This window comes from Agromyces sp. NPDC057865 (genome assembly GCF_042796995.1).
In the GTDB taxonomy this organism is placed as follows: Bacteria; Actinomycetota; Actinomycetes; order Actinomycetales; family Microbacteriaceae; genus Agromyces.
On the sequence record NZ_JBHVMJ010000003.1, the window covers coordinates 241,102 to 262,883 of the forward strand.

Genomic DNA, 21,782 nt, shown 5'->3' on the forward strand with positions numbered 1-21,782 from the left:
GTGCTCCGGTCGTCGAGTAGCGCCCGCCGAAGGCGGACGCGTATCGAGACGCGGTCACGCCGATCGGTCACCGCACCGCGTCTCGATACGCGTCGCGCTCCGCGCGGCGCTACTCGACGACCGAGGCACGAGCCTCAGACCACGGGCAGCGGCTCGTGCGGCTGCGCCGGCAGCACCACGAGGATCGGGTCGCCCGGGCGGACGACGCCGTCCTCGACGACGACGGCCATCACGCCCGCGCGACGGTGCGTGCCCTCGGCGTCGCGGCGGATCATCCGGCGCATCAGCCCCGGCTGGAATCGATCGATCTGCACGCAGGGATTCCGCAGCCCCGTGAGCTCGACCTCCGCGGCGTCGCCGAGCCGAAGCCGCGTCCCGAGCGGCAGCGACAGCAGGTCGATCCCGAGCGTCGTGACGTTCTCGCCGAGCTCGCCCGGCCCGACCTCGTGACCCTCGACGGCGAGCTCGTCGAAGAGCTCGCGCTGGAGCAGGTGCACCTGGCGCACGTTCGGCTCGGTCCACGTGCCGCGGAACCGCGAGCGGCGCCGCACCGTGGCGCCGGCATGGGCGTCGCCCTCGATGCCGTGCCCCGCGACCAGGCGGATCTCGTCGCGAACGGGCTTCGTGAACCGGTGCGCGTCGTCGCGGGCGACCGCGAGCACGGATGCCGCCGGAGCTTCGTCGCTCACGGCGAGACGTACACCTTGCGCAGGGTCTGCCGCACCGTCCAGATCGTGCGCATGCCCGACTCGAGGCGCACGACGGAGCCCGGCCGAAGCACGATCGGCGATGCGTGCGGGTGCTCGAACTCCACGGTCGCGGCGCCGGCGAGCACGACGAACACCTCGTCGGCCTCGACGTCGCGCATCGCGCCGACGGACATCTCCCAGACGCCGACCGTGCGGCCGCCGTCGTCGTCGAGCACGAGGTGACCCGTGGTCGGCGAGCCGGCGACGACCTGGTCCGCCTCGACCGGCACGTGCGCGAGCTCGACCGTCGCGGCATCCGCGATGACGCCCGGATGCAGGCGGGGTGCGTCGCTCATGAGTCGAACCCCAGGCCGAGGGCGTCGAGTGTCTTCAGCAGCATGTTGCGCCTGCCTCTCGTGTGGTCGGCGCGGTCGAGCGACCAGCGCGTCGCGTTGATGCCCATGGCGGCGATGGGCTCGGGCGGGAACGGCAGCGGCCGGTCGCGCACCATGCGCAGCTGCGTCCGCTCGTTGTCGCGCCGCTCGAGGAGGTCGAGCACGACCTCGCCGGCGAAGCGCGCGGCGGCCACGCCGAGGCCCGTGAACCCGGCGGCGTAGGCGACCCGGTTGTCGCGGGCGGTGCCGTAGAACGCGGCGAACCGCGTGCTCGTGTCGATCACGCCGCCCCACCGGTGCGTGAACCGGAGGCCCTCGAGCTGCGGGAACGTCGTGAAGAAGTGGCCGGCGAGCCGCTCATAGGTCTCGGCGCGATCCTCGTAGCGTTCGAGGATGCGCCGACCGTAGTGGTAGACCGCGTCGTAGCCGCCGAACAGGATGCGTCCGTCGCGCGTCGGCCGATAGTAGTGGAACTGGTTGGCGAGGTCGCCGAGGCCCTGCCGGTGCTTCCAGCCGATCGACGCCTGCTGCTCGGCGGTGAGCGGCTCGGTCATGAGCACGTAGTCGTAGACCGGCACGGTCATGAGCCGGTTGCGCTTCAACAGGCTCGGGAACACGTTGGTCGCGAGCACCGCGCGCTGCGCGATCACGCGGCCGCCGTCGGTGACGACCGTCACCGCGCCCGTCGAGCCCGGTGTCTCGATGCGGCGCACACGGGACTGCTCGAAGATCTCGACGCCGAGCTCCTCGGCGACGCGGGCGAGCTCGGCCGTGAGCTTCGCCGGGTGCAGGATGGCGCTACCGCGTGTGTCCCAGACGGCGGCGAGGTATGTAGGGGAGTCGACCTCGGCGCGCACCTGCTCCTGGTCGAGGAACCGCACGGTGTCGTCGCCACGGGCCGCCGCCTCGGCGATCTCCTCCTCGAGCCACTCCACCTGGTGCGGTTCGATGGCGAGGGCGAGTGCGCCGTTGCGTTCGAACTCGAAGTCCATGCCGAGCTCGGCCTCGGACGCCTCGATCGCATCGAGGTTCTCGATGCCGAGCCGGTCGAGCGTCGGCATCTCCTCTGGCCAGCGCGACATCCCGTTCTCGTGGCCGTGCGTCAGGCTGGCCTCGCAGAAGCCGCCATTGCGACCGGATGCCGCCCAGCCGATCGTCTTCGCCTCGATGAGCACGACGTGCGCGTCGGGGTTGCGGCGCTTGGCGAGCACTGCCGTCCAGAGCCCGGTGTAGCCGCCGCCGACGACGACGAGCTGCGCGACGTGCTCGCCCGTCAGTGCCGGGCGGCGCTTCCGCGCCTCCGCGCCGAGGTCGTCGAGCCAGAACACGCGGTGCTCGCTCCCGGCGAGCGAGTGCTCGACGACGGATGCCGCCGGCCGGCGGCGTTCGAATACGGTCGTTCCCACGAGGTCTCTCCAAGGCGGTCGGTGCTTCCATCCTCCCGCCCATCACGAGCGCCGCGCCACCGCGCGGTGTCGTGAATGCAGACGCTCGCCGGACGGATTGGCCGGATGGACAATTAGCGGCGGCGCCGGGCGTGCGTGCGTGCGCAATTCAGGTCGGAGGTGTGTCGCGCGGCCCCGGCTCGGCGTGTCGAGGCGACACGCCGAGCGCCGACCTGAATTGCGCACGGGGTACGAGGAGTGTGCGCCGCGTGACGGCGGGTAAGCCCCGCGACGCGGAGACTGCGGGTCAGCCGCGCGGCGCGTGCGCCTCCAGGAACTGGAACACCTCGGTCTGGTCGACCCCGGGGAAGGTGCCGGTGGGCAGCGCAGCGAGCAGCGACGTCGGCGTGCGCGCGGCCGGCCATGAGGCATCCGCCCACCGGTCGGACAGCGTCGAGGGCGGGCGCCGGCAGCACGACTCGTCGGGGCAGGTCGACACCGCGCGGTGCGGCGTCTCGCGTCCGCGGAACCACTTCACGTGCTCGAACGGCACGCCGACCGACACCGAGTACTCGCCCTCCTTGGCCTTCTCGATGCGGGAGGTGCACCAGAACGTGCCCGACGACGTGTCGGTGTACTGGTACCAGGGGCTGAACCGGTCCTCGACGTCGAACACCGTGCGGGCGGTCCAGTTGCGGCAGACCGTCGTGCCTTCGACCGCGCCGAGCGCGTCGGACGGGAACCGCACCTTGTCGTTCTCATAGGCCTTGATGATGGTCCCCGACTCGTGCACCTTCATGAAGTGCACCGGGATGCCGAGGCGCGCCGTCGCGAGGTTCGTGAACCGGTGCGCGGCGGTCTCGTACGACACCGCGAAGGCGTCGCGGAGCTCCTCCATCGAGATGCGGCGGAGGTTCTTCGCCTCGGTGAGGAAGCGGACCGCCGCCTGCTCGGGCAGCAGGATCGCCGCCGTGAGGTAGTTCGTCTCGATGCGCTGGCGCAGAAATTCGCCGTAGTTTCGCGGCTCCTCGTGACCGAGCAGGTGGCTCGCGAGGGCCTGCAGGATGGGGGAGCGGGAGTCGCGCGACGGCGACTGCTGGGTCGGCAGGTAGATGCGGCCGTTGTGCTTGTCGGTCACCGAGCGGGTCGAGTGCGGGAGGTCGCCGACGTAGTGCAGCGAGTAGCCGAGGTGCGACGCCATGTCGGCCACGAGCTGGTGCGACACGGGGCCGCCGGTGTGCCCGACCGCCTCGAGGAGCTCGGCCGCCTTCGCCTCGAGCTCGGGATAGAAGTTGTCGCGGGCGCGCATCTCGGCGCGCAGCTCGGCGTTCGCCCGACGGGCCTCTTCAGGCGTCGCCGCCCGCTCGCGGTGCAGCCGGTCGATCTCGTGGTGCAGCGCGAGGATCGTCTGCAGCGTCTGGTCGCTCATCGTCTTGGCCACGCGGAACGGCCCGAGTCCGAGCGCCTGGAACACCGGGCCGCGCTGCGCCCGCTCGACGGCGATCTCGAGCGCGGCGCGCTCCGACGGTGCGTCGGGCTTCAGCAGTTCGTCGGCCGTCGTGCCGAGCGCGAACGCGATCGTGCGCAGCATCGAGAGCCGCGGCTCGCGCTTGCCGTTCTCTATCGCGGACACCTGGGACGGAGCCCGGTCGATGGCCCGGGCGAGCTCGCCGAGCGTCATGCCGACGGCGGTGCGGCGGTCGCGGATGCGCCGGCCGAGGGTCAGCGCATCGACCTCGTCGCCCTCGCTCGCGGGCTCGGTCGAGGCGGCCTCGAGGGTCGTGCGAGCGGTGCGATCGGCGGTGACCATGCATCGATGGTCACACGGGCGCACGGATGCCGCAAACGGAACAACCTCAAAAGTTCTGTTCGTCGCGGCCTCGGCGTTCGCCGGCACTCCTCGGCCTCGGCGGGAACCGTGACCGCGTCGTGACCTGGAAACTGCTTCACTGGTGCGGCGGCCCCTACCGCCCGACCCGAACCCTGGAGGAACCAATGTCGCTTCCGCGCGCCGTCGCACTCGTCCCCGCCGTCCTCGGCGTCCTGCTCGTCACCGGCTGCGCCGGCGGCGCGGTCGCGGAGGAGGCTGCACTGCGGACGAAGGCGCCCGAGCCCGCAGCCGAGGCGCTCGCCGAGCAGACGGTCGCCGAGGCGTGCCTCCTCCTGCAGTCCGGCGCGATGGAGTTCGTAGCGCTGGGCCAGCAGGAGGACGCATTCACCGCGGCCATGGCCGACCCGGCAGGGCACGCCGCCAAGTTCGAGTCCGCCGATGCCGCGTTCGCGGCCGCGGTCGATCAGGTTTCGCACGCCGAGGTGCTCGTCCCGGCGGAGAGCACCAGCGAGGCGATGCACGGCCTCGCGGTGTTCCTGCGCGGAGCGATCGACGACCCGGCGAGCGCCGACCCGAACGCGGTGGGCCCGTTCCTGGACGACCTCTACGCGGGTCTCGGCGGCATCAGCGAGGTGTGCTCCTGACGCCGGCCCCGCCTCAGTCCAGCAGCGCCGGCTTCAACTCCTTCGTGAAGAAGTCCATGAAGCCGTCGGGATCGGGTCCGTTGTTCGCCAGGACGACGTGGTCGTAGCCCGCCTGCTCGTACGAGCGCACGGCGGCGACGTGCTTCGCGATCTCGGGGCCGCATGGCATCTGGGCGGCGACGTCCTCCTCGCGGACGTACTTCGCCGATGCCTCGAAGTTCACCGGGTTGGGCAGTTCGCTCATGACCTTCCATCCGGTGAGGGACCACCTGGACGACTCGAACGCCGCCCGGACGGCCTGCTCCTCGTCCACGGCCCAGGCGAGGCCGACCTCGCCGTAGCGCGGCCCCGTGCCGCCGGCGTCGCGGTACGCGCCGAGCAGCTCGGCGTCGGCCTCGGTGCCGAACAGCCCGTCGCCGAGCTCGGCCGCGAGCTCCGCGGCATCCGGCCCGCCCGCGGCCACCGCGATCACGGGGAGCCGCTCGGGCAGGTCGAACACCCGCGCGTCCTCGAGGTCGAGGTACTCGCCGCGATACGACCGGTACCCGCCCTCCCAGAGCAGTCGGATGATCTCGAGCGCCTCGCGCAGCATCGCCTGCCGTTGGGCGACGGCGGGGAACCCGCGCGCCACGACGTGCTCGTTGAGTCGCTCGCCCGCGCCGATGCCGAGCGTGAAGCGGTCGTCGGAGACGATCGCGAGCGTGGCCGCCGCCTGCGCGATGATCGCCGGGTGGTAGCGCACGGTCGGGCAGGTCACGCCCGTCGCGAGGCCGATCCGATCGGTCTCCGCGGCGATGGCACCGAGCACGGTCCACGCGAACGGCGAGTGGCCCTGCGAGTCGAGCCAGGGGTGGTAGTGGTCGCTCATCTCCACGAAGTCGAACCCGGATGCCTCGGCGAGCTTCGCCTGGCGCACGAGCTCCTTCGGGTCGAAGCCCTCGGCCGACAGCTTGTATCCGTACCGCATCGGTTCCCCCTGTCGTCGGAGTCGGTCGTCGGATCGTCGCGACGCTACGCGGCGCGCGACGCGGCCTGAAGGCCGTTGACCGACCGAGCGGATGCCGCGAGAATGCGGGCGGATGCCGCGACGGCAGACGAGCGATGGCGGGCGACCCAGCAGCCGGATCGGAGGAGCGCCGATGAGCGGACACGCGCCGGTCGGCCGGCTCGAGGACTGGACCGAGGTCGACGACGACGCGGCGCCGTGGCCGCGGTACGAACGCGGCGCCGGGCCCGCCGTCATCGTGCTGCACGAACTGCACGGCATCACGCCCGAGGTGCTCGGATTCGGGGACTTCCTCGCCCGGAGCGGCTTCCACGTCGTGATCCCGCACCTCTTCGGCGTGCTCGGCAGGCGCGCGAGCGGCGCGCGCACGGCCGGCCTGGCCCTGAGGATGTGCGTCTCCCTCACGTTCCGCGCCCTCGCGCTCGGATCCGACCGCCCGATCGCCCGCGAGCTGCGTGCGTTCGCGGCCTCGCTGGCCGAGCGCACCGGCGGGCAGGTCGGCGTGGTCGGCATGTGCTTCACCGGCGGGTTCGCGCTCGCGGCGGCGGTGGACCCGCGCGTCGCGGCGCCGGTCATGAGCGAGCCGGCGGTGCCGTTCCCGCTGCCCGGCCCGTGGTCGCGCGACCCCGGGGTGAGCGAGGCGGAGCTCGCCGAGGTGCAGCGGCGCGCACGCGAGGAGGGCCTGTGCGTGCTCGGCCTGCGCTTCAGCGAGGACGCCACGTCGCCTGCCGCTCGCTTCGGCACGCTGAAGGACCGCCTCGGTTCCGCGTTCGAGGTCTTCCAACTCGACTCGCGGCCCGGCAACCCCGGCGGATTCGGTCGGCGCGCCCACTCGGTCCTCACGATCGAGGTGCGCGACGATCCGCCGAACAGGGCCGCCGGGGCCCGTGATCGGGTCGCCGGATTCCTGCACGAACGGCTCGATCCCGAGCGCTGAACGCACCGGATCCCGACCGCGGAGAGGCGGATGCCGACGGCCGGAGCGCGCCGGATGCACCTCTCGACCCGGAGGCGGCGGCGGCGCTACTGTGAGCCCAGACATCGACGTCCGGGGGGTTGCGATGGAGATCCTGCTCGTGGTGCTCCAAGGTGCCGTCGTCATCGGCGCGATCGTCATGGGCGTTCGCACCGGCGGCCTCGGACTGGGGCTGTGGGGCGTCGTCGGCACGGCGGTCCTGGTGTTCCTGTTCCACCTGCAGCCCGGTGCGATCCCCATCGACGCGTTCTTCATCATCATCGCGGTGATCACGGCGTCGTCGGCGATGCAGGCCGCGGGCGGAATCGACTACCTCGTGGCGATAGCGTCGAAGATCATCCAAGCGAACCCGAAGCGGCTCACCTACGTCGCCCCGGTCGTCGCGTTCGCCTTCACCGTGCTGTCGGGCACCTCGAACATCTTCTTCGCGCTCATCCCGGTCATCTACGAGACGGCCTACCGCAACGGGCAGCGGCCCGAGCGGGCGCTCGCCGCCTCCACGGTGACGTCGGGCCTCGGCATCACGGCCAGCCCGGTCTCCGCCGCGATGGCCGCGTTCCTCGTGCTCATGGACGGCACCGGCTACGGCCTGCCGAAGATCCTCGCGATCACCATCCCCGCCGCGCTCATCGCGTGCATCGCGACCTCGGTCGTGCAGCAGCGCATCGGCAAGGAGCTCCTCGACGATCCGGTGTTCCTCAAGCGGGTCGAGCGGGGCACAGTCGAGGTGCCGCCCGCGCTCAAGGCCCGCTACGCCGCGAAGCTGGCGGGCACCGCGGCATCCGCCGGCTCTGTCGGGTCGACCGCCGAGAGCGGCACGGATGCCGCGGGCGCGACCACGACCGCGACGGCCGACAACTCGGCCGACGTGCCGCCGCCCCGCATCGAGCACCCCGTGCCTCCGGGCGGCGCGGTCTCCGCGTGGATCTTCATCGCGGGCACGCTGCTCATCGTCCTCTTCGGACTCTTCTCGGGGCTGCGCCCCGCCTTCCCGACCGGGGAGAACGGCGAGCTCGAGCCGATCCCGATGGCGACCATCATCGAGATGGTCATGTTCACGGTCGCGCTCGTGATCATCCTGGTGCGCAAGGTCAAGCCGTCGGTCGTGGTCGAGCAGCCGCTGCTGAAGGCGGGCTTCGTCGCGGCGGTGGCCCTGTTCGGCATCGCCTGGATGGCCGACACGTTCATCACAGCGAACGAGGAGACGATCATCGAGCCGCTCGGCGCGATGATCGAGTCGAACCCGCTGCTGCTCGCCGTCGCCCTCTTCCTCGTCTGCGGTCTCACGACGAGCCAGTCGGCGACGACGAACACGATGATCCCGATCGCGCTCGCCGCGGGCCTCGCGCCCGGCATCATCACGGCGATGTGGCCCTCGCTCATCGGCGTCTGGCTGTTCCCGGCCAACGGCTCGCAGATCGCTGCGGTCGAGACCGACCTCACCGGTTCGACGAAGCTCACGCAGGTGCCGGTGTACCACTCGTTCACGATCCCGATGCTCGTGTCCTGGGTCGCCGTCGTGGCATCCGGCCTGCTCATCCAGCTGATCATCCCGGCTTGACGCCCGACTCGAAGGAGACCACGCGATGTCCCACGCCGATGACCTGTCCGCCGCGACCGCGCAGCTCATGCCCGAGGTGATCGAGCGCCTCGAGCAGCTGGTCCGCATCCCCTCCGTGGCCTTCCCGGGGTTCGACCCCGAGCCGGTGCACGAGATGGGGAAGGCCGTGGTGGAGCTGTTCGAGGCGGCGGGCGCCGAGGGCGTCGCGCTCCTCGACGTGCCGGGCGGCTACCCGTGCGTGTACGCCGACCTGCCGGGCCCCGAAGGATCGCCGACCGTGATGCTCTACGCGCACTACGACGTGCAGCCCGCGCCGAAGAGCCAGGGCTGGTCGAGCGAGCCGTTCGAGCCGGTGACGAAGGACGACGGCCGCATCTACGGGCGGGGCGCGGCCGACGACAAGTCGGGACTCGTGATCCACTACGCCACGCTGAAGCTGCTCGCCGCCGACCGGCCGTGCCGCATCAAGATCCTCGTCGAGGGCGAGGAGGAGACGATCTCGCACCTCGAGGCGTTCGTCGAGGCGAACCCCGAGCGGTTCGCGGCCGACGCGTACGTGATCGCCGACATCGGCGGGCAGGCCGCCGGTCGGCCCGGCCTCACGACGGCGCTCCGCGGCGACGTCGCGTGCACGGTCACGGTGCGCACGCTGGAGTACCCGGTGCACTCGGGCGAGTTCGGCGGCGCGGCCCCCGACGCCATGACGGCGATGATCCGCATCCTCGACACGCTGCACGACGAGCACGGCGACACCGTCATCCCCGGCGTCGACAGCGGGCGGTGGCACGGCGCGGCCATGGACGAGGAGGTCTACCGCAGCGGTTCGGCGATCCTGCCGGGCGTGAAGTTCCTCGGCACCGGTTCGCTGTCCGACCGGATCTGGGCGAAGCCGTCGGTCACCGTGCTCGGCATGGACCTGCCCAACACGACCGAGGCGTCGAACGTGCTGCTGCCCGAGGTCACCGCGAAGCTCTCGATGCGCATCGTCCCCGGTTCCGACGGCGAGGCGCAGCTCGAGGCGCTCATGGAGCACCTGCGCTCGCAGCGGCCATGGAACTGCGAGGTCGAGGTGAAGCGCGTGAAGGTGGGGCATCCGTTCGCCGTCGACGAGTCGAACCCGGCCATCGTGGCCGCCGAGGACGCCCTGCAGGAGGCCTACGACGCACCGGTCGAGTCGATCGGCAGCGGCGCGTCGATCCCGCTCGTCGCCTCGCTGAAGAAGGTGTCGCCGGATGCCGCGATCGTGCTGTGGGGCGCGGAGGACACCGCGAAGTCCCGCATCCACGCATCCGACGAGTCGGTCGACCCGAAGGAGATCGAGCGGATGATCGCGGCGCAGACGCTCTTCATCCGCAAGGTCGCGGAGGCGGAGCGTCGCTGAGGCGGCTGCCGACCCCGCGGATCAGGCGAACCCGAACACCGGCGGGAAGACCAGCAGGATGACCGCCGCCCACGCCAGGTAGATCGGCAGGTAGCCGGTCTGCCACCGTTCCAGGCGCCCGAACGCGACGGACCGCCGAACGAACCCGACCTGGAGCCACGCAGCCCATGCGAGGTTCGCCAGGAGGATGAGGTTCAGCAGGAGCGACGCCGTCTTGTTCGCCGTGAAGCCGAACTCGCCGGTCCGGGCGATCATCGCGATGAGCACGATCACGTCGACGACGAGGGCGCTCGCGAGCATGAGCACCTGCAGCCGGTCGAACCACCCCGGAGGCAGCGCCGGGTCGCGCGCCGAGATCGCGTAGACGAGCAGGGCGACCACGACGACGAGCACGAGGTCGAACGCGATGAGGAGGTCGCGGCTGGCGTCGACCAGGTTCCACTGCAGCACCGCCGCGACGATGAGCGCGAGCATCATGAGCGTGAAGAGCGGGGTGAACACCTTGGTGAGCACCGGCGCGATGTTCTCGATGACCCGCTGCTTCGCCCCGACCAGCCACGCCGCGACGAGGACCGCGCCCGCCGCGCCGCACGGCAGCACCCATTCCTCGACGAACGGCACCACGTCGACCTGGATCGAGGCGAACACCGCGATGGTGAGTGCGCTGAGCGCACCGCCGACGAGTGCGATGAGGAGGTAGTAGACCGCCCATTCGCCGCTGAAGCGCAGGAAGTCCATGCGGGCGGTGTCGCTCCGCCAGGCGCCGCGCGCCTCCACGATCCCCGTCATGAGCCAGAGCGCGAGGAGCGAGCCCGCCGCGGCGAGCATGGCGGTGGACGCACCGGGGAGGAACGGGTACGCGTTGAGGGCGATCGCCGCGACCGCGAAGGCACCGCCGACGACCCAGGCGGCGGTGGCCGGCGGTCGGCGACGCCAGGCGAACCAGGCCGCGAGGAACGGCAGCACGAGCACCGCCGCGTTGCGGGCGACCACGGCGGGATCGTCGATCAGGAGGTCCGCGACCTTGACGGCCAGTCCCGCGCCGACGCCGAGCGCGAGTGCGACCGGGAGGCCGTTCGCGCGTCGGAGGAACGGGATCGGGGCGGCCGTGGCATCCGTGCCGTCGGCACCCGGCGCGTCGTGGAGCACGAGCTGCTTCCAGAGCCGCTCGGAGTGCTCGGCGGCGTACTCGTGCGACAGCGCGTCGATGCTGCCGAGGCGCTTCACGGCGATGAGGAACGCCTCGTCCTCGGTGAGCCCGGCGTCGGCGAGTCCGTCGATCCGGTCGCGCAGGTGCGACTCGAGCTCGTCGATGTCCGCCGAGGTCAGCACGTCGCGTCGCGCCATCCAGTCGCGCCACGAGGCGATCAGGTCGTCGAGCCCGGGGCCCTGTTCGATGGTCATCGTCTCACTCCGTCCCCAGGGCGAGCCGGGGCCGGCGGTGGCCGTCGGCGCCGTCGGGCCAGACCTTGTCGAGCACGCCGCCGACGATCGACCACTGCTTCCGCTGCTCGGCGAGCGCGGCGGCGCCCTGGGCGCTGAGCCGGTAGTGCTTGCGCGGTCGTCCCACCGACGAGTGCCGCCATTCGGACTCGACATGGCCGAGCCGCTCGAGCCGGTGGAGCAGCGGGTAGAGCATCCCGTCGCTCCATTCGAGCTCGCCGCCCGAGAGCTCGGTGACCCGCTGGAGGATCGCGTACCCGTACGACTCGCCGTCCGCGAGGATGCCGAGCACCACGGGTGTGGCGGCAGCGGCCACGAGATCCTTGCCGATGCGCATCCGATGCTCCCGCCTCGAGTCGGAGATACCTTGCAGTGCTACGTACATAGAACCGCAATGTATGTGGAACTGCAAGGTACGGCACGCAAGTCGGATGCCGCGGGGTCGGCCGATCGGCCACCGGCAGCTCGGCGTGGCTTCAGCTGCGCTCGGCCACGAGCTCCGCGATGACGTGGCGCGCGTTCGCGGCGAGCGGCGGGTTGCGCTCGGCGTAGTACGGCAGTTGCGCCAGCGCCTGCAGCAGCACCCAGCCGCGGGCGCGCGCCCACGTCGCATCGTCGGCGCCGACCTCGTCGCGGAACACGGCGCGCGCCGCCGGCGGCAGCAGGTTCCATGCGACGCGGTGGTCGCTCGCGGGGTCGCCGAGGCCCATCGCGCTGAAGTCGAGCACGCCCGTGAGGCGTCCGTCGCGCAGCAGGAGGTTGCCCGGCGACAGGTCGCCGTGGATCCAGACGGGCGGTCCGTCGTGGCGCGGCGCGGCGAGCGCCCCGTCCCACACGGCGACCACGTCGTCGCGGACGGGACCGAGCTCGTCGGCGACGAGTTCGAGGTTCGCGCGCACGAGCTCGTCCTCCTCGTGCAGCGGGCGCGGCCACGCCGTCGTCGGGGCGTCGGTCGGGTCGAGCGCCCGCATAGCGCGCACGAACGCGGCGAGATCGCGCGCGAGCGCATCGTCGTCGTATGCGCCGCCCTCGGTCGACGGATGCCGCCCCTCCACCCAGCGGCACACGGTCCATGGCCACGCCCACTCCTCCACGGGCGCGCCGAGCGCGAGGGGGACCGGCACCACGACAGGGAGCGACGACGCGATGCGCGGGAGCCACGCGTACTCGCGCTCGAGCGGCGCGACCGCCCAGTGGATGCGCGGCATCCGCACCGACAGCTCGTCGCCGAGCCGGTAGATCGCGTTGTCGGTGCCGTACGACTCGACCGGCGTCACGGGAAGCCCGGCCCAGTCGGGGAACTGCGCGGCGACGAGGCGGGCGACGAGCGCGGCATCCGTCGTCACCTCGTCGTCGTGCATGCGCGCCATCCGCTCACGCTAGCTTTCGAGAGGCCTCGAGGGGACGAACTCTGCCGCTCAGTCGTGACGTGCGCGGCGGATTTCGTCCCCTCGTCATCCGCCGACCGAGCCACAACTGGTCCTCCACAACAAGTGCGGCTCGCGCAGAGAGCCCGGTGGCCAGTCGCGCGGGCAGATTGCTCCATCGAGGGTGAAGGGTCGACTCGTGCCCGCCCCCAGTGCCTTGCCGTCGGAGTTCGTGGGCGGCGCCTTCACGGTGAGCTCGGCTCTTCGCGCGGGCGTCACCAGTCGGCGACTCCGCGCATCGGACCTTCAGGCGCCGTTCCACGGGGTGCGCTCGGGATCCGATCGAGCATCGCTTCATGACCGCTGTGCCGCCCTGACCACGGTCATGGCAGATGAGCACGCGTTCTGCGGGCCGACGGCGGCGATGTTGTGGGGTATCCCGCTCCCGCGATCGTTGGAGGAGGACCGGCGCCTCCACGTCACCACGACCGATGGAACCCGCGCGCTCCGCCGTATCGGCGTCGTCGGCCACAAGGGGACCGGCCGTCTCGGTGTCGTCACTCGAGGCGGCCTCCGCATGACGTCCCCCGCCGTCACGTGGTCCGCGCTCGCCACCGTGCTCGAGATCGACGATCTCATCGCGGCCGGCGACCGCATTCTCGGCCTGCCGAGGGCGCTCGCGACGCCCGACGAGATCGATCGCGCGATGTCGGAGCACGGACCTCGGCGCGGGGCCGTGAGACTCAGGACGGCACGGCCGCACCTTCGGGCCAACGTCTACTCGAGACGCGAAACCTTCGTGCGGCTCCTCATCGTGCGTGCAGGACTACCGGAACCCGAACCGAACGGATGGATCCTGCTCTCGTCCGGTCGCCGCGCCCGAGGGGACCTGGTCTTCCGTCGCGAGGGCGTGCTCCTCGAGTACGACGGCGAGCAGCACCTCTTCGACGCCTCCCAGTGGGCCACCGACGTGGATCGATTGAACGACCTGGCTCAGGACGAGTGGCGCGTCATCCGGATCACTCGACGGACACCGCCCGCGGAGGTCGTGGCCCGGACGCGTCGAGCGCTCGTCGACCGCGGCTGGAACGGCGAAGCGATTCCCCGAGAGGACGAGATCGGTCGTCGGTGAGGCATTCGCGCGGCAGTTCGAGTCCCCTCGGCGGCGCGCGGAGGCGCTCGGGGGTCGCTTCTTCCGCGGGGCAGAAGAACCCGGGAAGTTCACCCCCCGAATCGTCGGTCGAGCCCCTCGAGCCCGCCGCAGCATGGATGCACAGACCCCCGGACGGCACCGGAGACGACGCCCGACGGAACACCGAAGCATCCGCACGCTGCACCGAAGGAGCACCACGATGAGCACGACGAACCGCCCCGGCGACCAGACCCAGACCGCGGCCGAGCTGCAGCTCGAGTGGGACGCCGACCCCCGCTGGGAGGGCGTCCGCCGCGACTACACGGCCGAGGACGTCATCGCCCTGCGCGGCCCGGTGCGCGAGGAGCGCACGCTCGCCAAGCGGGGCGCCGAGAGGCTGTGGGAGGACCTCCAGCGGAACACGGGCACGGCGTTCGCCCCGCAGGAGGACCCGCAGTGGTCGGCCGCGCTCGGCGCCCTCACCGGCAACCAGGCCGTGCAGCAGGTGCGCGCGGGACTCAAGGCGATCTACCTCTCGGGCTGGCAGGTAGCGGCCGACGCGAACCTCAGCGGGCAGACCTACCCCGACCAGTCCCTCTACCCCGCGAACTCGGTGCCGGCGGTCGTGCGCCGCATCAACAACGCGCTGCTGCGCGCGGGGCAGATCGAGCAGGGAACCGACGGCCGCGACTGGATGGCCCCCATCGTCGCCGACGCCGAAGCCGGCTTCGGCGGCCCGCTCAATGCCTACGAGCTCATGCACCAGATGATCGAGGCGGGCGCCGCGGGCGTGCACTGGGAGGACCAGCTCGCGAGCGAGAAGAAGTGCGGCCACATGGGCGGCAAGGTGCTCATCCCGACGTCGCAGCACATCCGCACCATCAACGCGGCACGGCTGGCGGCGGATGTCGCGGGCGTCCCGTCGATCATCATCGCCCGCACCGACGCGCTCGCCGCGACCCTGCTCACGAGCGACCACGACGAGCGCGACCGCCCGTTCGTGACGGGCGAGCGCACCGCGGAGGGCTTCTACGAGGTGCGGAACGGCATCGAGCCGGTCATCGCCCGCGGCCTCGCCTACGCCGAGTATGCCGACCTGCTCTGGGTCGAGTCGGCCGAGCCCGACCTCGACCTGGCCCGCCGGTTCGCCGAGGCCGTCCACGCGAAGTTCCCCGGCAAGCGCCTGAGCTACAACTGCTCGCCGTCGTTCAACTGGAAGCGCCACCTCGACGACGACCAGATCGCGAAGTTCCAGCGCGAGCTCGCGTCGATGGGCTACGCGTTCCAGTTCATCACCCTCGCGGGCTTCCACGCCCTCAACCACTCCATGTTCACGCTCGCCAAGGACTACAACGAGCGGCACATGAGCGCATACGTCGAGCTCCAGGAGGCGGAATTCGCCTCGGAGGCATCCGGATACACCGCCACGCGCCACCAGCGCGAGGTCGGCACCGGCTACTTCGACCAGATCGCCACGGCGCTGAACCCCACCAGCGCCACGCTCGCCCTCGTCGGATCGACCGAGGAAGAACAGTTCAACCACTGAGATCCGCTCGTCGAGTGGCGCCGGCGCAGCCGGCGCGTGTCGAGACGCGACACCCGGATCTCGATACGCCTCCCGCGTCTCGATACGCGGTGGCCTTCGGCCAGCGCCACTCGACGACCGACTTTCGAAGGAGAAGACCATGAACACCACGCCCAGCATGACGCTCGAACGCGAGCGAACGGATGCCGCGGCATCCGCCCCCCGTTTCGCGAGCCAGCAGTCCGACAGCGCCGGCACCGGCAGCTTCCGCACCGTCGAGCCCCGCATCGAGGTGACCGCTCCGCTCGGCGAGCGGTACGAGGAGATCCTCACGCCCGAGGCGCTGCGCTTCCTCGCCGAGCTGCACGACCGGTTCGCGCACACTCGGCACGACCTGCTCGCCGTGCGCCTGCAGACCCGCGTGGACGCGGCGAACGGCCGCGACCCGAAGTTCCTGCCCGAGACCGAGTGGATCCGCAACGACCCGTCGTGGCGCGTCGCCGGCACGGCCCCGGGCCTCGAGGACCGTCGCGTCGAGATCACCGGTCCGACCGACCGGAAGATGGCGATCAATGCGCTGAACTCGGGTGCGAAGGTCTGGCTCGCCGACCAGGAGGATGCCACGAGCCCCACTTGGGGGAACGTCATCGAGGGTCAACTCACGCTGTTCGACTTCCTGCGCGGGAACCTCGAGTACACGAGCCCTGAGGGCAGGGAGTACCGCGTCAGCGCGTCGGAGACTCCGACGATCGTGATGCGGCCGCGCGGCTGGCACCTCGTGGAGAAGCACCTGAAGTTCCACGACCGGGCGGGGCGCGCGATGCACGCGTCGGGTTCGCTCGTCGACTTCGGGCTGTACTTCTTCCACAACGCGCGGGCGCTCATCGCGGCTGGTCGCGGGCCGTACTTCTACCTGCCGAAGCTCGAGTCGCACCGCGAGGCGAAGCTCTGGAACGACATCTTCGTGTTCGCGCAGGGCGCGCTCGGCATCCCGCAGGGCACGATCCGCGCGACGGTGCTCATCGAGACGATCCAGGCCGCGTTCCAGATGGACGAGATCCTCTACGAGCTGCGTGACCACTGCGCCGGCCTCAACGCGGGCCGCTGGGACTACATCTTCTCGATCGTGAAGACGTTCCGCTCGCGCGGTCGTCGCTGGGTCATGCCCGACCGTCGCTCGATCACGATGACCGTGCCGTTCATGCGGGCGTACACCGAGCTGCTCGTGCAGACGTGCCACAAGCGCGGCGCGCACGCGATCGGCGGCATGAGCGCGTTCATCCCGAATCGTCGCGACCCCGAGGTGACGGAGCGCGCGCTCGCCGCGGTCGCCGCCGACAAGCGGCGCGAGGCCGGCGATGGCTTCGACGGCACCTGGGTGGCGCACCCCGACCTCATCCCGACGGCTCGCGCGGAGTTCGACGCGGTGCTCGGCGACCGGCCGAACCAGGTCGACCGGCTGCGCGACGACGTCGAGGTGACGGCGGCGCAACTGCTCGACATCCCGTCGATCGGCGGCGAGGTCACCGAGGCCGGCGTGCACGACAACATCTCGATCGCGATCCGCTACATCGAGTCGTGGCTGCGCGGTACGGGCGCCGCGGCGATCGACAACCTCATGGAGGACGCCGCGACCGCCGAGATCTCGCGCTCGCAGGTCTGGCAGTGGCTGCACGACAACACCATCACCGCCGAGGGCACGCGCATCGACCAGACCTCGATCGTGCGCATCATGGCGGCGGCCGTCGCCGGGCTGCCGCGCTTCGAGGGCGACCGCTTCGACGACGCCATCTCGGTGTTCCGCAGCGTCGCGCTCGAGCCGGAGTTCCCGACGTTCCTCACGGTGGGGGCCTACGCGCGGTTCCTGTGAGAAGCGCGTCTCGATACGCGTCCGCCGTGGCGGTCGCTACTCGACGACCGGACGGCGCGTCCGCCTTCGGCGGTCGCTGGTCGACGACCGGACGGCGCGTCCGCCTTCGGCGGTCGCTACTCGACGACCGGGCGAGCGGATGCCGCGGGCGGGGACCCCGCGGCATCCGCTCTCGTCTGCGTTGCGTCACATGTCCTCGATGCGCGACGGCCTCTGCGAGAATCCCTGTCCATGTCCGACATCTCCATCCGCGTCGCCGAGCGGGCGGATGCCGCGGCGCTCTCCGAGCTCGCCGCCGACACGTTCCCGCTCGCATGCCCGCCGTCGACCACGCCCGACGCGATCGCCGAGTTCATCGCCGAGCACTTCACGGTGGAGCGGCTCGCGGACTGGCTCGAGGATGCCGATCGCACGCTGCTCGTAGCTGAGGAGCCCGGCGGCCGCCTCGTCGGCTACTCCATGCTCATCGGCGGCGCCTCGGGCGAGCCGGGCGACACGGATGCCGCAGCCGCCGTGTCGGCGCGACCGGCGATCGAGCTGAGCAAGTTCTACACGCGGGCGGGCGCGCACGGCTCGGGCACGGTCGCGGGGCCCCTCATGACGGCGACGATCGACGCGGCGGGCGCCGCCGCGGCCTCGACGGTCTGGCTCGGCGTGAACGAGGAGAACGCGCGGGCCATCCGCTTCTACGAGAAGCACGGCTTCGGCAAGGTGGGGCGCAAGACCTTCCGGCTGGGCGACCGGCTCGAGGAGGACTGGGTGCTGGAGCGTCCGCTGGCCTGAGCGGTCGGCGCGACCAACCGTCATTGCCGAACGTCGTATCCCTGACTAAGGTCAGAGATATGGCGAGCACGAGCCACGAACCCCAGCACGACCCCGACGCGATCGGCACGGTGCGCGCCTTCAACCGCACGGTCACCACGCGCATCGGGGCCCTGCAGGACCACTACCTCGGCAGCGACCGGTCGCTCGGTGCGTCGCGCGTGCTCTGGGAGGTCGGCGACGACGGCCTCGACGTGCGAGCGATCCGCGAGCGGCTCGGCCTCGACTCGGGCTACCTCTCGCGGCTGCTGCGCTCCCTCGAGCGCGAGGGGCTCGTCACGGTCGAGGGCTCGGCCGGCGACTCGCGGGTCCGCACGGTCCGCACGACCGCGCAGGGTCGCGCCGAGCGCACGGAGCTCGGCCGCCGCAGCGACGACCTCGCCGGGTCGCTGCTCGCACCGCTCGGCGTCGGCCAGCGCGCTCGGCTCGTCGAGGCCATGGCCACCGTGACGCGGCTGCTCGACGCGGGCCTCGTCGAGGTCGAGCCGGCGGATGCCGCGTCCGACGACGCCCGCGCGTGCCTCGCCGCCTACTACGCCGAGCTCGCGCGGCGCTTCCCCGACGGGTTCGAGCCCGGCCGCAGCCTGCACCCGGATACGCACGAGTTCCAGGAGCCGACGGGCGGCTTCCTGCTCGCCCGGCTCCGCGGGCGGGCGATCGGATGCGGCGCGGTCCTGTTCCACGACGATTCGCCCGCCTACATCAAGCGCATGTGGGTCGACGACGAGGTGCGCGGAATGGGCGTGGGTCGGCGCATCCTCGGCGCGCTCGAGCAGGCCGCACGCGACCACGGCGCGGCATCCGTCACCCTCGAGACCAACGCGAGCCTCACCGAGGCGATCGCGATGTACCGTGCGTCGGGCTACGTCGAGGTCGAGCCGTTCAACGACGAGGTCTACGCCGACCACTGGTTCGAGAAGCAGCTCGAGCGCGCAGGATCTCGGGTGGGCGAGCGGCCGAGCTAGCTTCGCGCCGCCTTCACGTGCTCGTAGGCGGCGAGGGCCGCCTCGCGGGTCTCCTTGAGATCCACGATGGGCTCGGGGTAGTCGTCGGTGCCGGCCTCGGGCACCCAGCGCTGCACGTAGACGCCGTCTGGGTCGAACTTCGTCGCCTGCAGCTCGGGGTTGAAGACGCGGAAGTACGGCGCGGCATCCGCCCCCGAACCGGCGACCCACTGCCAGTTGAACGGGTTCGAGGCCGCGTCGGCATCGACGAGGGTGTCCCAGAACCACTGCTCGCCGCGGCGCCAGTCGATGAGCAGGTTCTTCGTGAGGAACGACGCCGTCACCATGCGCACGCGGTTGTGCATCGTGCCGGTCGCCCAGAGCTCGCGCATGCCCGCGTCGACGAGCGGCACGCCGGTGCGCCCCTCCTCCCACGCGCGCAGTGCGGTGGGGTGCAGGCGCGGCCAGGGGAACGCGTCGAACTCGGCGCGCCAGTTGCGCGTGGCGAGGTCGGGCGCGTGGAACAGCACGTGCCAGGCGAACTCGCGCCAGCCGAGCTCGGTGAGGAATCGCGAGGCGCCCGTGCCGCCGGACCGGCGCTCGCGCACCGCGTGCCACACCTCGTAGGGGCTCAGCTCGCCCCAGCGCAGGTGCGGCGAGAGCCGCGAAGTGACCGACTCCGACGGCACGTCGCGGCCGTCGGCGTAGTCGCCGAGGTCGTCGGCGAGGAACTCGCGCAGGCGAGCGTGAGCCGCCTCGGCGCCCGGGGTCCACGCGTCGCGGAGGCCGCCGGCCCAGTCGGGGCGGGTGGGCAGCAGCGCCCAGTCGTCGAGGTCGTCGCTCGCGGCATCCGCCGGGGTGATCGCGTCGGCGCCCCCGGGTGCCGGCAGCGGATGCCGCGGCTCGGGCGCCGACCGGCACGCACGCCAGAACGGGGTGAACACCGAGAACGGCGTGCCCTGCCCGGTGCGGATCGTCCACGGCTCGAACAGCAGGTTCGCCGCGAAGCTCTCGACGGCGAGACCGTCGTCGCGCAGCGCCTGCTTGAGGTTCGCATCGAGGTCGCGTTCTGGGCCGCCGTAGCGGCGGTTCCAGAAGACGGCGTCCGCGCCGGTCTCGTCGATGAGCGCACGGATGACGCGGGCGGCCGGCCCGCGTCGCAGCACGAGCCGCCCGCCGTGCCGGTCGAGGGCATCGGCGAGTGCGGTGAGCGAGCCGTGCAGCCACCAGCGAGCGGCGCCGCCGAGCGGGCGGACGCCGGGCGACTCCTCGTCGAGCACGTACGCGCAGACGATCGGCCCGCCGCGCCCGATCGCGGCGTGCAGGGCCGGGTGGTCGGCGATCCGGAGGTCGTCGCGGAACCAGACGATCGACGGTGCGTCGCTCATGCGGGCGACCCTAGCCGAGTCCGCCGTCAGGCGGCAGGCGTTGACGTGCGCGCCGCGACGCGAGCGATCGCCCAGGTGCCGAGGCCCGAAGCGAGGAACACGGCGGCGAGGATCGCCCACCCGCCGAGCCCGAGGGTCAGCGCCGTCGACGTCGCGAACAGCGGGGAGACCATCGCGCCGAGCGAATAGCCCATCGAGAACACGCCCTGGTACGTGCCCGCGCGCACCGGGTCGGCCAGCTCGAAGCTGAGTCCCCAGCCGCCGGCCTGCGAGAGCACCTCGGCGAACGCGTGCGCGATCGCCGCGGTCACGATCACGGCGATCGCAAAGCCGGCCGGGAGTCCGGCGGCGGCCGCGTAGACGAGGCACGCGGCCGCCATGAGCCATGCCGCGATGGCTGAGACGCGACCCGCTCGGCGCAGGTCGTGGGTGCCGCGCGAGAGCGGCACCTGGAACAGGACGACGATCACCGTGTTGAGGATGAGCACGACGGCCACGAGCACCTCGGGCGCGTTGGTGTCGTTCGCGATCCAGAGCGGCACGCCGACCTCGCCGACGCCGAACTGCATGCCGAAGATCGCACTGAGCGCCGTGAGGGCGAGGTAGCGGGGGTCGCGCCAGGGGGAGTGGGCGAGGCGGGATCGACGAGGCGCGGCATCCGTGTCCGTCGAGGCGACGGCCGCCGCGCTCGGCACCGGGGTCGGCGCGTCGACGTACCTCGGCAGCTTCACGAGCTGGGTCACGCCGGCGAGGTACATGACGCCGGCACCGACGATGATCCAGCGGTAGGCGTCGGCCGTGCCAGCGAGCAGGGCGAGGGCGCCGATGCCCGATCCGACCGCGATCGCGACGTTGGTGACGGTGCGCAGCACCGCGCGCGCGTGCACGCGGCGGTCGCCGTCGAACGCTCGGGCGATGATCGCCATCCGCGTCGAGTTCGCCGCCTGCTCGACCGCCCCGACGATGACGGCGATCACGAGCGCGCTCGCGAAGTCGTGCGCGAAGACGTAGCAGATGAGGCCCACCCCGTCGACGATCGAGAGCACCACGAGCAGTCGGCGGGCGCTGATGCGGTCGGCGAGCCAGCCGCCCGCGAGCGACGAGAGCACGCCCGCGGCGCTCGCCGCGCCGAGCACGATCGCGACCTCGTGGGGAGCCAGGCCGACGATGAGCGTGAAGTACAGCACCGTGACGGTGAGGAAGATCCCGCGGCCCACGCGGCTGATGAGCGTCGCGATGACGAGGATGCGCAGCACCGGGTCGGCGACGGATGCCGCGAGCCGCCGCAGGAGGCCGGGTCGCTCGCCGCTCGGGGTGACCGCCGCATCGAGCTCGGGCTCGAGCGGGAGATCGGGCTCGACGACCGGGACGGCATCGGTGTCGGGGGAGGGCGACGAGGGGGCGGGGGCAGGGCTCACGGATC

19 protein-coding genes are annotated in these 21,782 nt (G+C 71.7%); 9 read left to right on the forward strand and 10 right to left on the reverse strand.

The features are described 5' to 3' along the window. Positions 1 to 134: 134 nt before the first annotated feature. The 4 genes from ACFVN5_RS14035 to ACFVN5_RS14050 form a co-directional block, all read right to left on the reverse strand. Positions 135 to 689, reverse strand: a complete 555-nt coding sequence (locus tag ACFVN5_RS14035) for an MOSC domain-containing protein (RefSeq protein ID WP_376955855.1) — start codon at positions 687 to 689, stop codon at positions 135 to 137. After that, positions 686 to 1,045, reverse strand: coding sequence for a cupin domain-containing protein (locus ACFVN5_RS14040; RefSeq protein ID WP_376955856.1), 360 nt, complete (start codon positions 1,043 to 1,045; stop codon positions 686 to 688). The genes ACFVN5_RS14035 and ACFVN5_RS14040 overlap by 4 nt, the downstream gene beginning before the upstream one ends. Next, the gene (locus tag ACFVN5_RS14045) at positions 1,042 to 2,490 is read right to left on the reverse strand and encodes an NAD(P)/FAD-dependent oxidoreductase (protein WP_376955857.1); all 1,449 of its coding nucleotides are present in this window, start codon (positions 2,488 to 2,490) and stop codon (positions 1,042 to 1,044) included. The genes ACFVN5_RS14040 and ACFVN5_RS14045 overlap by 4 nt, the downstream gene beginning before the upstream one ends. Before the next feature lie 286 nt (positions 2,491 to 2,776). Next, positions 2,777 to 4,279, reverse strand: coding sequence for a helix-turn-helix domain-containing protein (locus tag ACFVN5_RS14050; RefSeq protein ID WP_376955858.1), 1,503 nt, complete (start codon positions 4,277 to 4,279; stop codon positions 2,777 to 2,779). Positions 4,280 to 4,464: 185 nt separating this feature from the next. Between ACFVN5_RS14050 and ACFVN5_RS14055 the strand changes: the two genes are divergently transcribed. Beyond that, positions 4,465 to 4,944 carry a hypothetical protein gene (locus ACFVN5_RS14055; protein WP_376955859.1) on the forward strand — a complete coding sequence of 160 codons (480 nt, stop codon included), beginning with the start codon at positions 4,465 to 4,467 and terminating at the stop codon, positions 4,942 to 4,944. 13 nt (positions 4,945 to 4,957) lie between these two features. On the opposite strand, the gene ACFVN5_RS14060 is transcribed toward ACFVN5_RS14055, so the two are convergent. Then, positions 4,958 to 5,911 (reverse strand): TIGR03557 family F420-dependent LLM class oxidoreductase, encoded by a 954-nt coding sequence (locus tag ACFVN5_RS14060; protein WP_376955860.1) that lies wholly within the window; start codon positions 5,909 to 5,911, stop codon positions 4,958 to 4,960. 172 nt (positions 5,912 to 6,083) lie between these two features. Between ACFVN5_RS14060 and ACFVN5_RS14065 the strand changes: the two genes are divergently transcribed. The 3 genes from ACFVN5_RS14065 (at position 6,084) to ACFVN5_RS14075 (ending at position 9,868) form a co-directional block, all read left to right on the forward strand. Further along, positions 6,084 to 6,887 (forward strand): dienelactone hydrolase family protein, encoded by an 804-nt coding sequence (locus tag ACFVN5_RS14065; protein WP_376955861.1) that lies wholly within the window; start codon positions 6,084 to 6,086, stop codon positions 6,885 to 6,887. A gap of 124 nt (positions 6,888 to 7,011) precedes the next feature. Further along, a complete protein-coding gene (locus tag ACFVN5_RS14070) occupies positions 7,012 to 8,487 on the forward strand; it encodes an anaerobic C4-dicarboxylate transporter family protein (protein ID WP_376955862.1) in 1,476 nt (491 codons plus the stop codon). Between the two features lie 25 nt (positions 8,488 to 8,512). Next, positions 8,513 to 9,868 (forward strand): M20/M25/M40 family metallo-hydrolase, encoded by a 1,356-nt coding sequence (locus tag ACFVN5_RS14075; protein ID WP_376955863.1) that lies wholly within the window; start codon positions 8,513 to 8,515, stop codon positions 9,866 to 9,868. Between the two features lie 21 nt (positions 9,869 to 9,889). Here the strand turns inward: ACFVN5_RS14075 and ACFVN5_RS14080 are convergent, their stop codons facing one another. The 3 genes from ACFVN5_RS14080 to ACFVN5_RS14090 all read right to left on the reverse strand — a co-directional run bounded on the left by ACFVN5_RS14080 (position 9,890) and on the right by ACFVN5_RS14090 (position 12,681). Next, a complete protein-coding gene (locus tag ACFVN5_RS14080; protein WP_376955864.1) occupies positions 9,890 to 11,272 on the reverse strand; it encodes a permease prefix domain 1-containing protein in 1,383 nt (460 codons plus the stop codon). 4 nt (positions 11,273 to 11,276) lie between these two features. Continuing rightward, complete coding sequence (locus ACFVN5_RS14085) at positions 11,277 to 11,648, reverse strand: PadR family transcriptional regulator (RefSeq protein ID WP_376955865.1); 372 nt, start codon at positions 11,646 to 11,648, stop codon at positions 11,277 to 11,279. A 139-nt stretch (positions 11,649 to 11,787) separates the two neighbouring features. Further along, positions 11,788 to 12,681 (reverse strand): aminoglycoside phosphotransferase family protein, encoded by an 894-nt coding sequence (locus ACFVN5_RS14090; protein ID WP_376955866.1) that lies wholly within the window; start codon positions 12,679 to 12,681, stop codon positions 11,788 to 11,790. Between the two features lie 574 nt (positions 12,682 to 13,255). Between ACFVN5_RS14090 and ACFVN5_RS14095 the strand changes: the two genes are divergently transcribed. The 5 genes from ACFVN5_RS14095 (at position 13,256) to ACFVN5_RS14115 (ending at position 18,992) form a co-directional block, all read left to right on the forward strand. Next, positions 13,256 to 13,810 (forward strand): hypothetical protein, encoded by a 555-nt coding sequence (locus ACFVN5_RS14095; protein ID WP_376955867.1) that lies wholly within the window; start codon positions 13,256 to 13,258, stop codon positions 13,808 to 13,810. Between the two features lie 220 nt (positions 13,811 to 14,030). Beyond that, positions 14,031 to 15,356, forward strand: coding sequence for an isocitrate lyase (gene aceA, locus ACFVN5_RS14100; protein ID WP_376955868.1), 1,326 nt, complete (start codon positions 14,031 to 14,033; stop codon positions 15,354 to 15,356). Positions 15,357 to 15,495: 139 nt separating this feature from the next. After that, complete coding sequence (aceB, locus tag ACFVN5_RS14105) at positions 15,496 to 17,205, forward strand: malate synthase A (protein WP_376955869.1); 1,710 nt, start codon at positions 15,496 to 15,498, stop codon at positions 17,203 to 17,205. Positions 17,206 to 17,436: 231 nt separating this feature from the next. Further along, positions 17,437 to 17,988, forward strand: coding sequence for a GNAT family N-acetyltransferase (locus tag ACFVN5_RS14110; protein ID WP_376955870.1), 552 nt, complete (start codon positions 17,437 to 17,439; stop codon positions 17,986 to 17,988). 59 nt (positions 17,989 to 18,047) lie between these two features. Continuing rightward, a complete protein-coding gene (locus ACFVN5_RS14115) occupies positions 18,048 to 18,992 on the forward strand; it encodes a GNAT family N-acetyltransferase (protein ID WP_376955871.1) in 945 nt (314 codons plus the stop codon). Here the strand turns inward: ACFVN5_RS14115 and ACFVN5_RS14120 are convergent. Both ACFVN5_RS14120 and ACFVN5_RS14125 read right to left on the reverse strand, forming a co-directional pair. Next, on the reverse strand, positions 18,989 to 20,359 hold the full coding sequence (locus ACFVN5_RS14120) for a cryptochrome/photolyase family protein (RefSeq protein WP_376955872.1): 1,371 nt from the start codon (positions 20,357 to 20,359) through the stop codon (positions 18,989 to 18,991). The genes ACFVN5_RS14115 and ACFVN5_RS14120 overlap by 4 nt on opposite strands. Before the next feature lie 26 nt (positions 20,360 to 20,385). After that, positions 20,386 to 21,777, reverse strand: a complete 1,392-nt coding sequence (locus ACFVN5_RS14125; protein WP_376955873.1) for an MFS transporter — start codon at positions 21,775 to 21,777, stop codon at positions 20,386 to 20,388. Between the last annotated feature and the right edge of the window lie 5 nt (positions 21,778 to 21,782).

What these genes read in the sequence shown, in the direction of transcription:
- ACFVN5_RS14115 (WP_376955871.1), top strand. Translation starts at nt 18,048, where the DNA reads ATGGCGAGCACGAGCCACGAACCCCAGCACGACCCCGACGCGATCGGC.
- ACFVN5_RS14060 (WP_376955860.1), bottom strand. Translation starts at nt 5,911, where the DNA reads ATGCGGTACGGATACAAGCTGTCGGCCGAGGGCTTCGACCCGAAGGAG.
- ACFVN5_RS14040 (WP_376955856.1), bottom strand. Translation starts at nt 1,045, where the DNA reads ATGAGCGACGCACCCCGCCTGCATCCGGGCGTCATCGCGGATGCCGCG.
- ACFVN5_RS14080 (WP_376955864.1), bottom strand. Translation starts at nt 11,272, where the DNA reads ATGACCATCGAACAGGGCCCCGGGCTCGACGACCTGATCGCCTCGTGG.
- ACFVN5_RS14070 (WP_376955862.1), top strand. Translation starts at nt 7,012, where the DNA reads ATGGAGATCCTGCTCGTGGTGCTCCAAGGTGCCGTCGTCATCGGCGCG.
- ACFVN5_RS14075 (WP_376955863.1), top strand. Translation starts at nt 8,513, where the DNA reads ATGTCCCACGCCGATGACCTGTCCGCCGCGACCGCGCAGCTCATGCCC.
- ACFVN5_RS14110 (WP_376955870.1), top strand. Translation starts at nt 17,437, where the DNA reads ATGTCCGACATCTCCATCCGCGTCGCCGAGCGGGCGGATGCCGCGGCG.
- aceA (WP_376955868.1), top strand. Translation starts at nt 14,031, where the DNA reads ATGAGCACGACGAACCGCCCCGGCGACCAGACCCAGACCGCGGCCGAG.
- ACFVN5_RS14065 (WP_376955861.1), top strand. Translation starts at nt 6,084, where the DNA reads ATGAGCGGACACGCGCCGGTCGGCCGGCTCGAGGACTGGACCGAGGTC.
- ACFVN5_RS14095 (WP_376955867.1), top strand. Translation starts at nt 13,256, where the DNA reads ATGACGTCCCCCGCCGTCACGTGGTCCGCGCTCGCCACCGTGCTCGAG.
- ACFVN5_RS14050 (WP_376955858.1), bottom strand. Translation starts at nt 4,279, where the DNA reads ATGGTCACCGCCGATCGCACCGCTCGCACGACCCTCGAGGCCGCCTCG.
- ACFVN5_RS14090 (WP_376955866.1), bottom strand. Translation starts at nt 12,681, where the DNA reads ATGGCGCGCATGCACGACGACGAGGTGACGACGGATGCCGCGCTCGTC.
- aceB (WP_376955869.1), top strand. Translation starts at nt 15,496, where the DNA reads ATGAACACCACGCCCAGCATGACGCTCGAACGCGAGCGAACGGATGCC.
- ACFVN5_RS14085 (WP_376955865.1), bottom strand. Translation starts at nt 11,648, where the DNA reads ATGCGCATCGGCAAGGATCTCGTGGCCGCTGCCGCCACACCCGTGGTG.
- ACFVN5_RS14120 (WP_376955872.1), bottom strand. Translation starts at nt 20,359, where the DNA reads ATGAGCGACGCACCGTCGATCGTCTGGTTCCGCGACGACCTCCGGATC.
- ACFVN5_RS14055 (WP_376955859.1), top strand. Translation starts at nt 4,465, where the DNA reads ATGTCGCTTCCGCGCGCCGTCGCACTCGTCCCCGCCGTCCTCGGCGTC.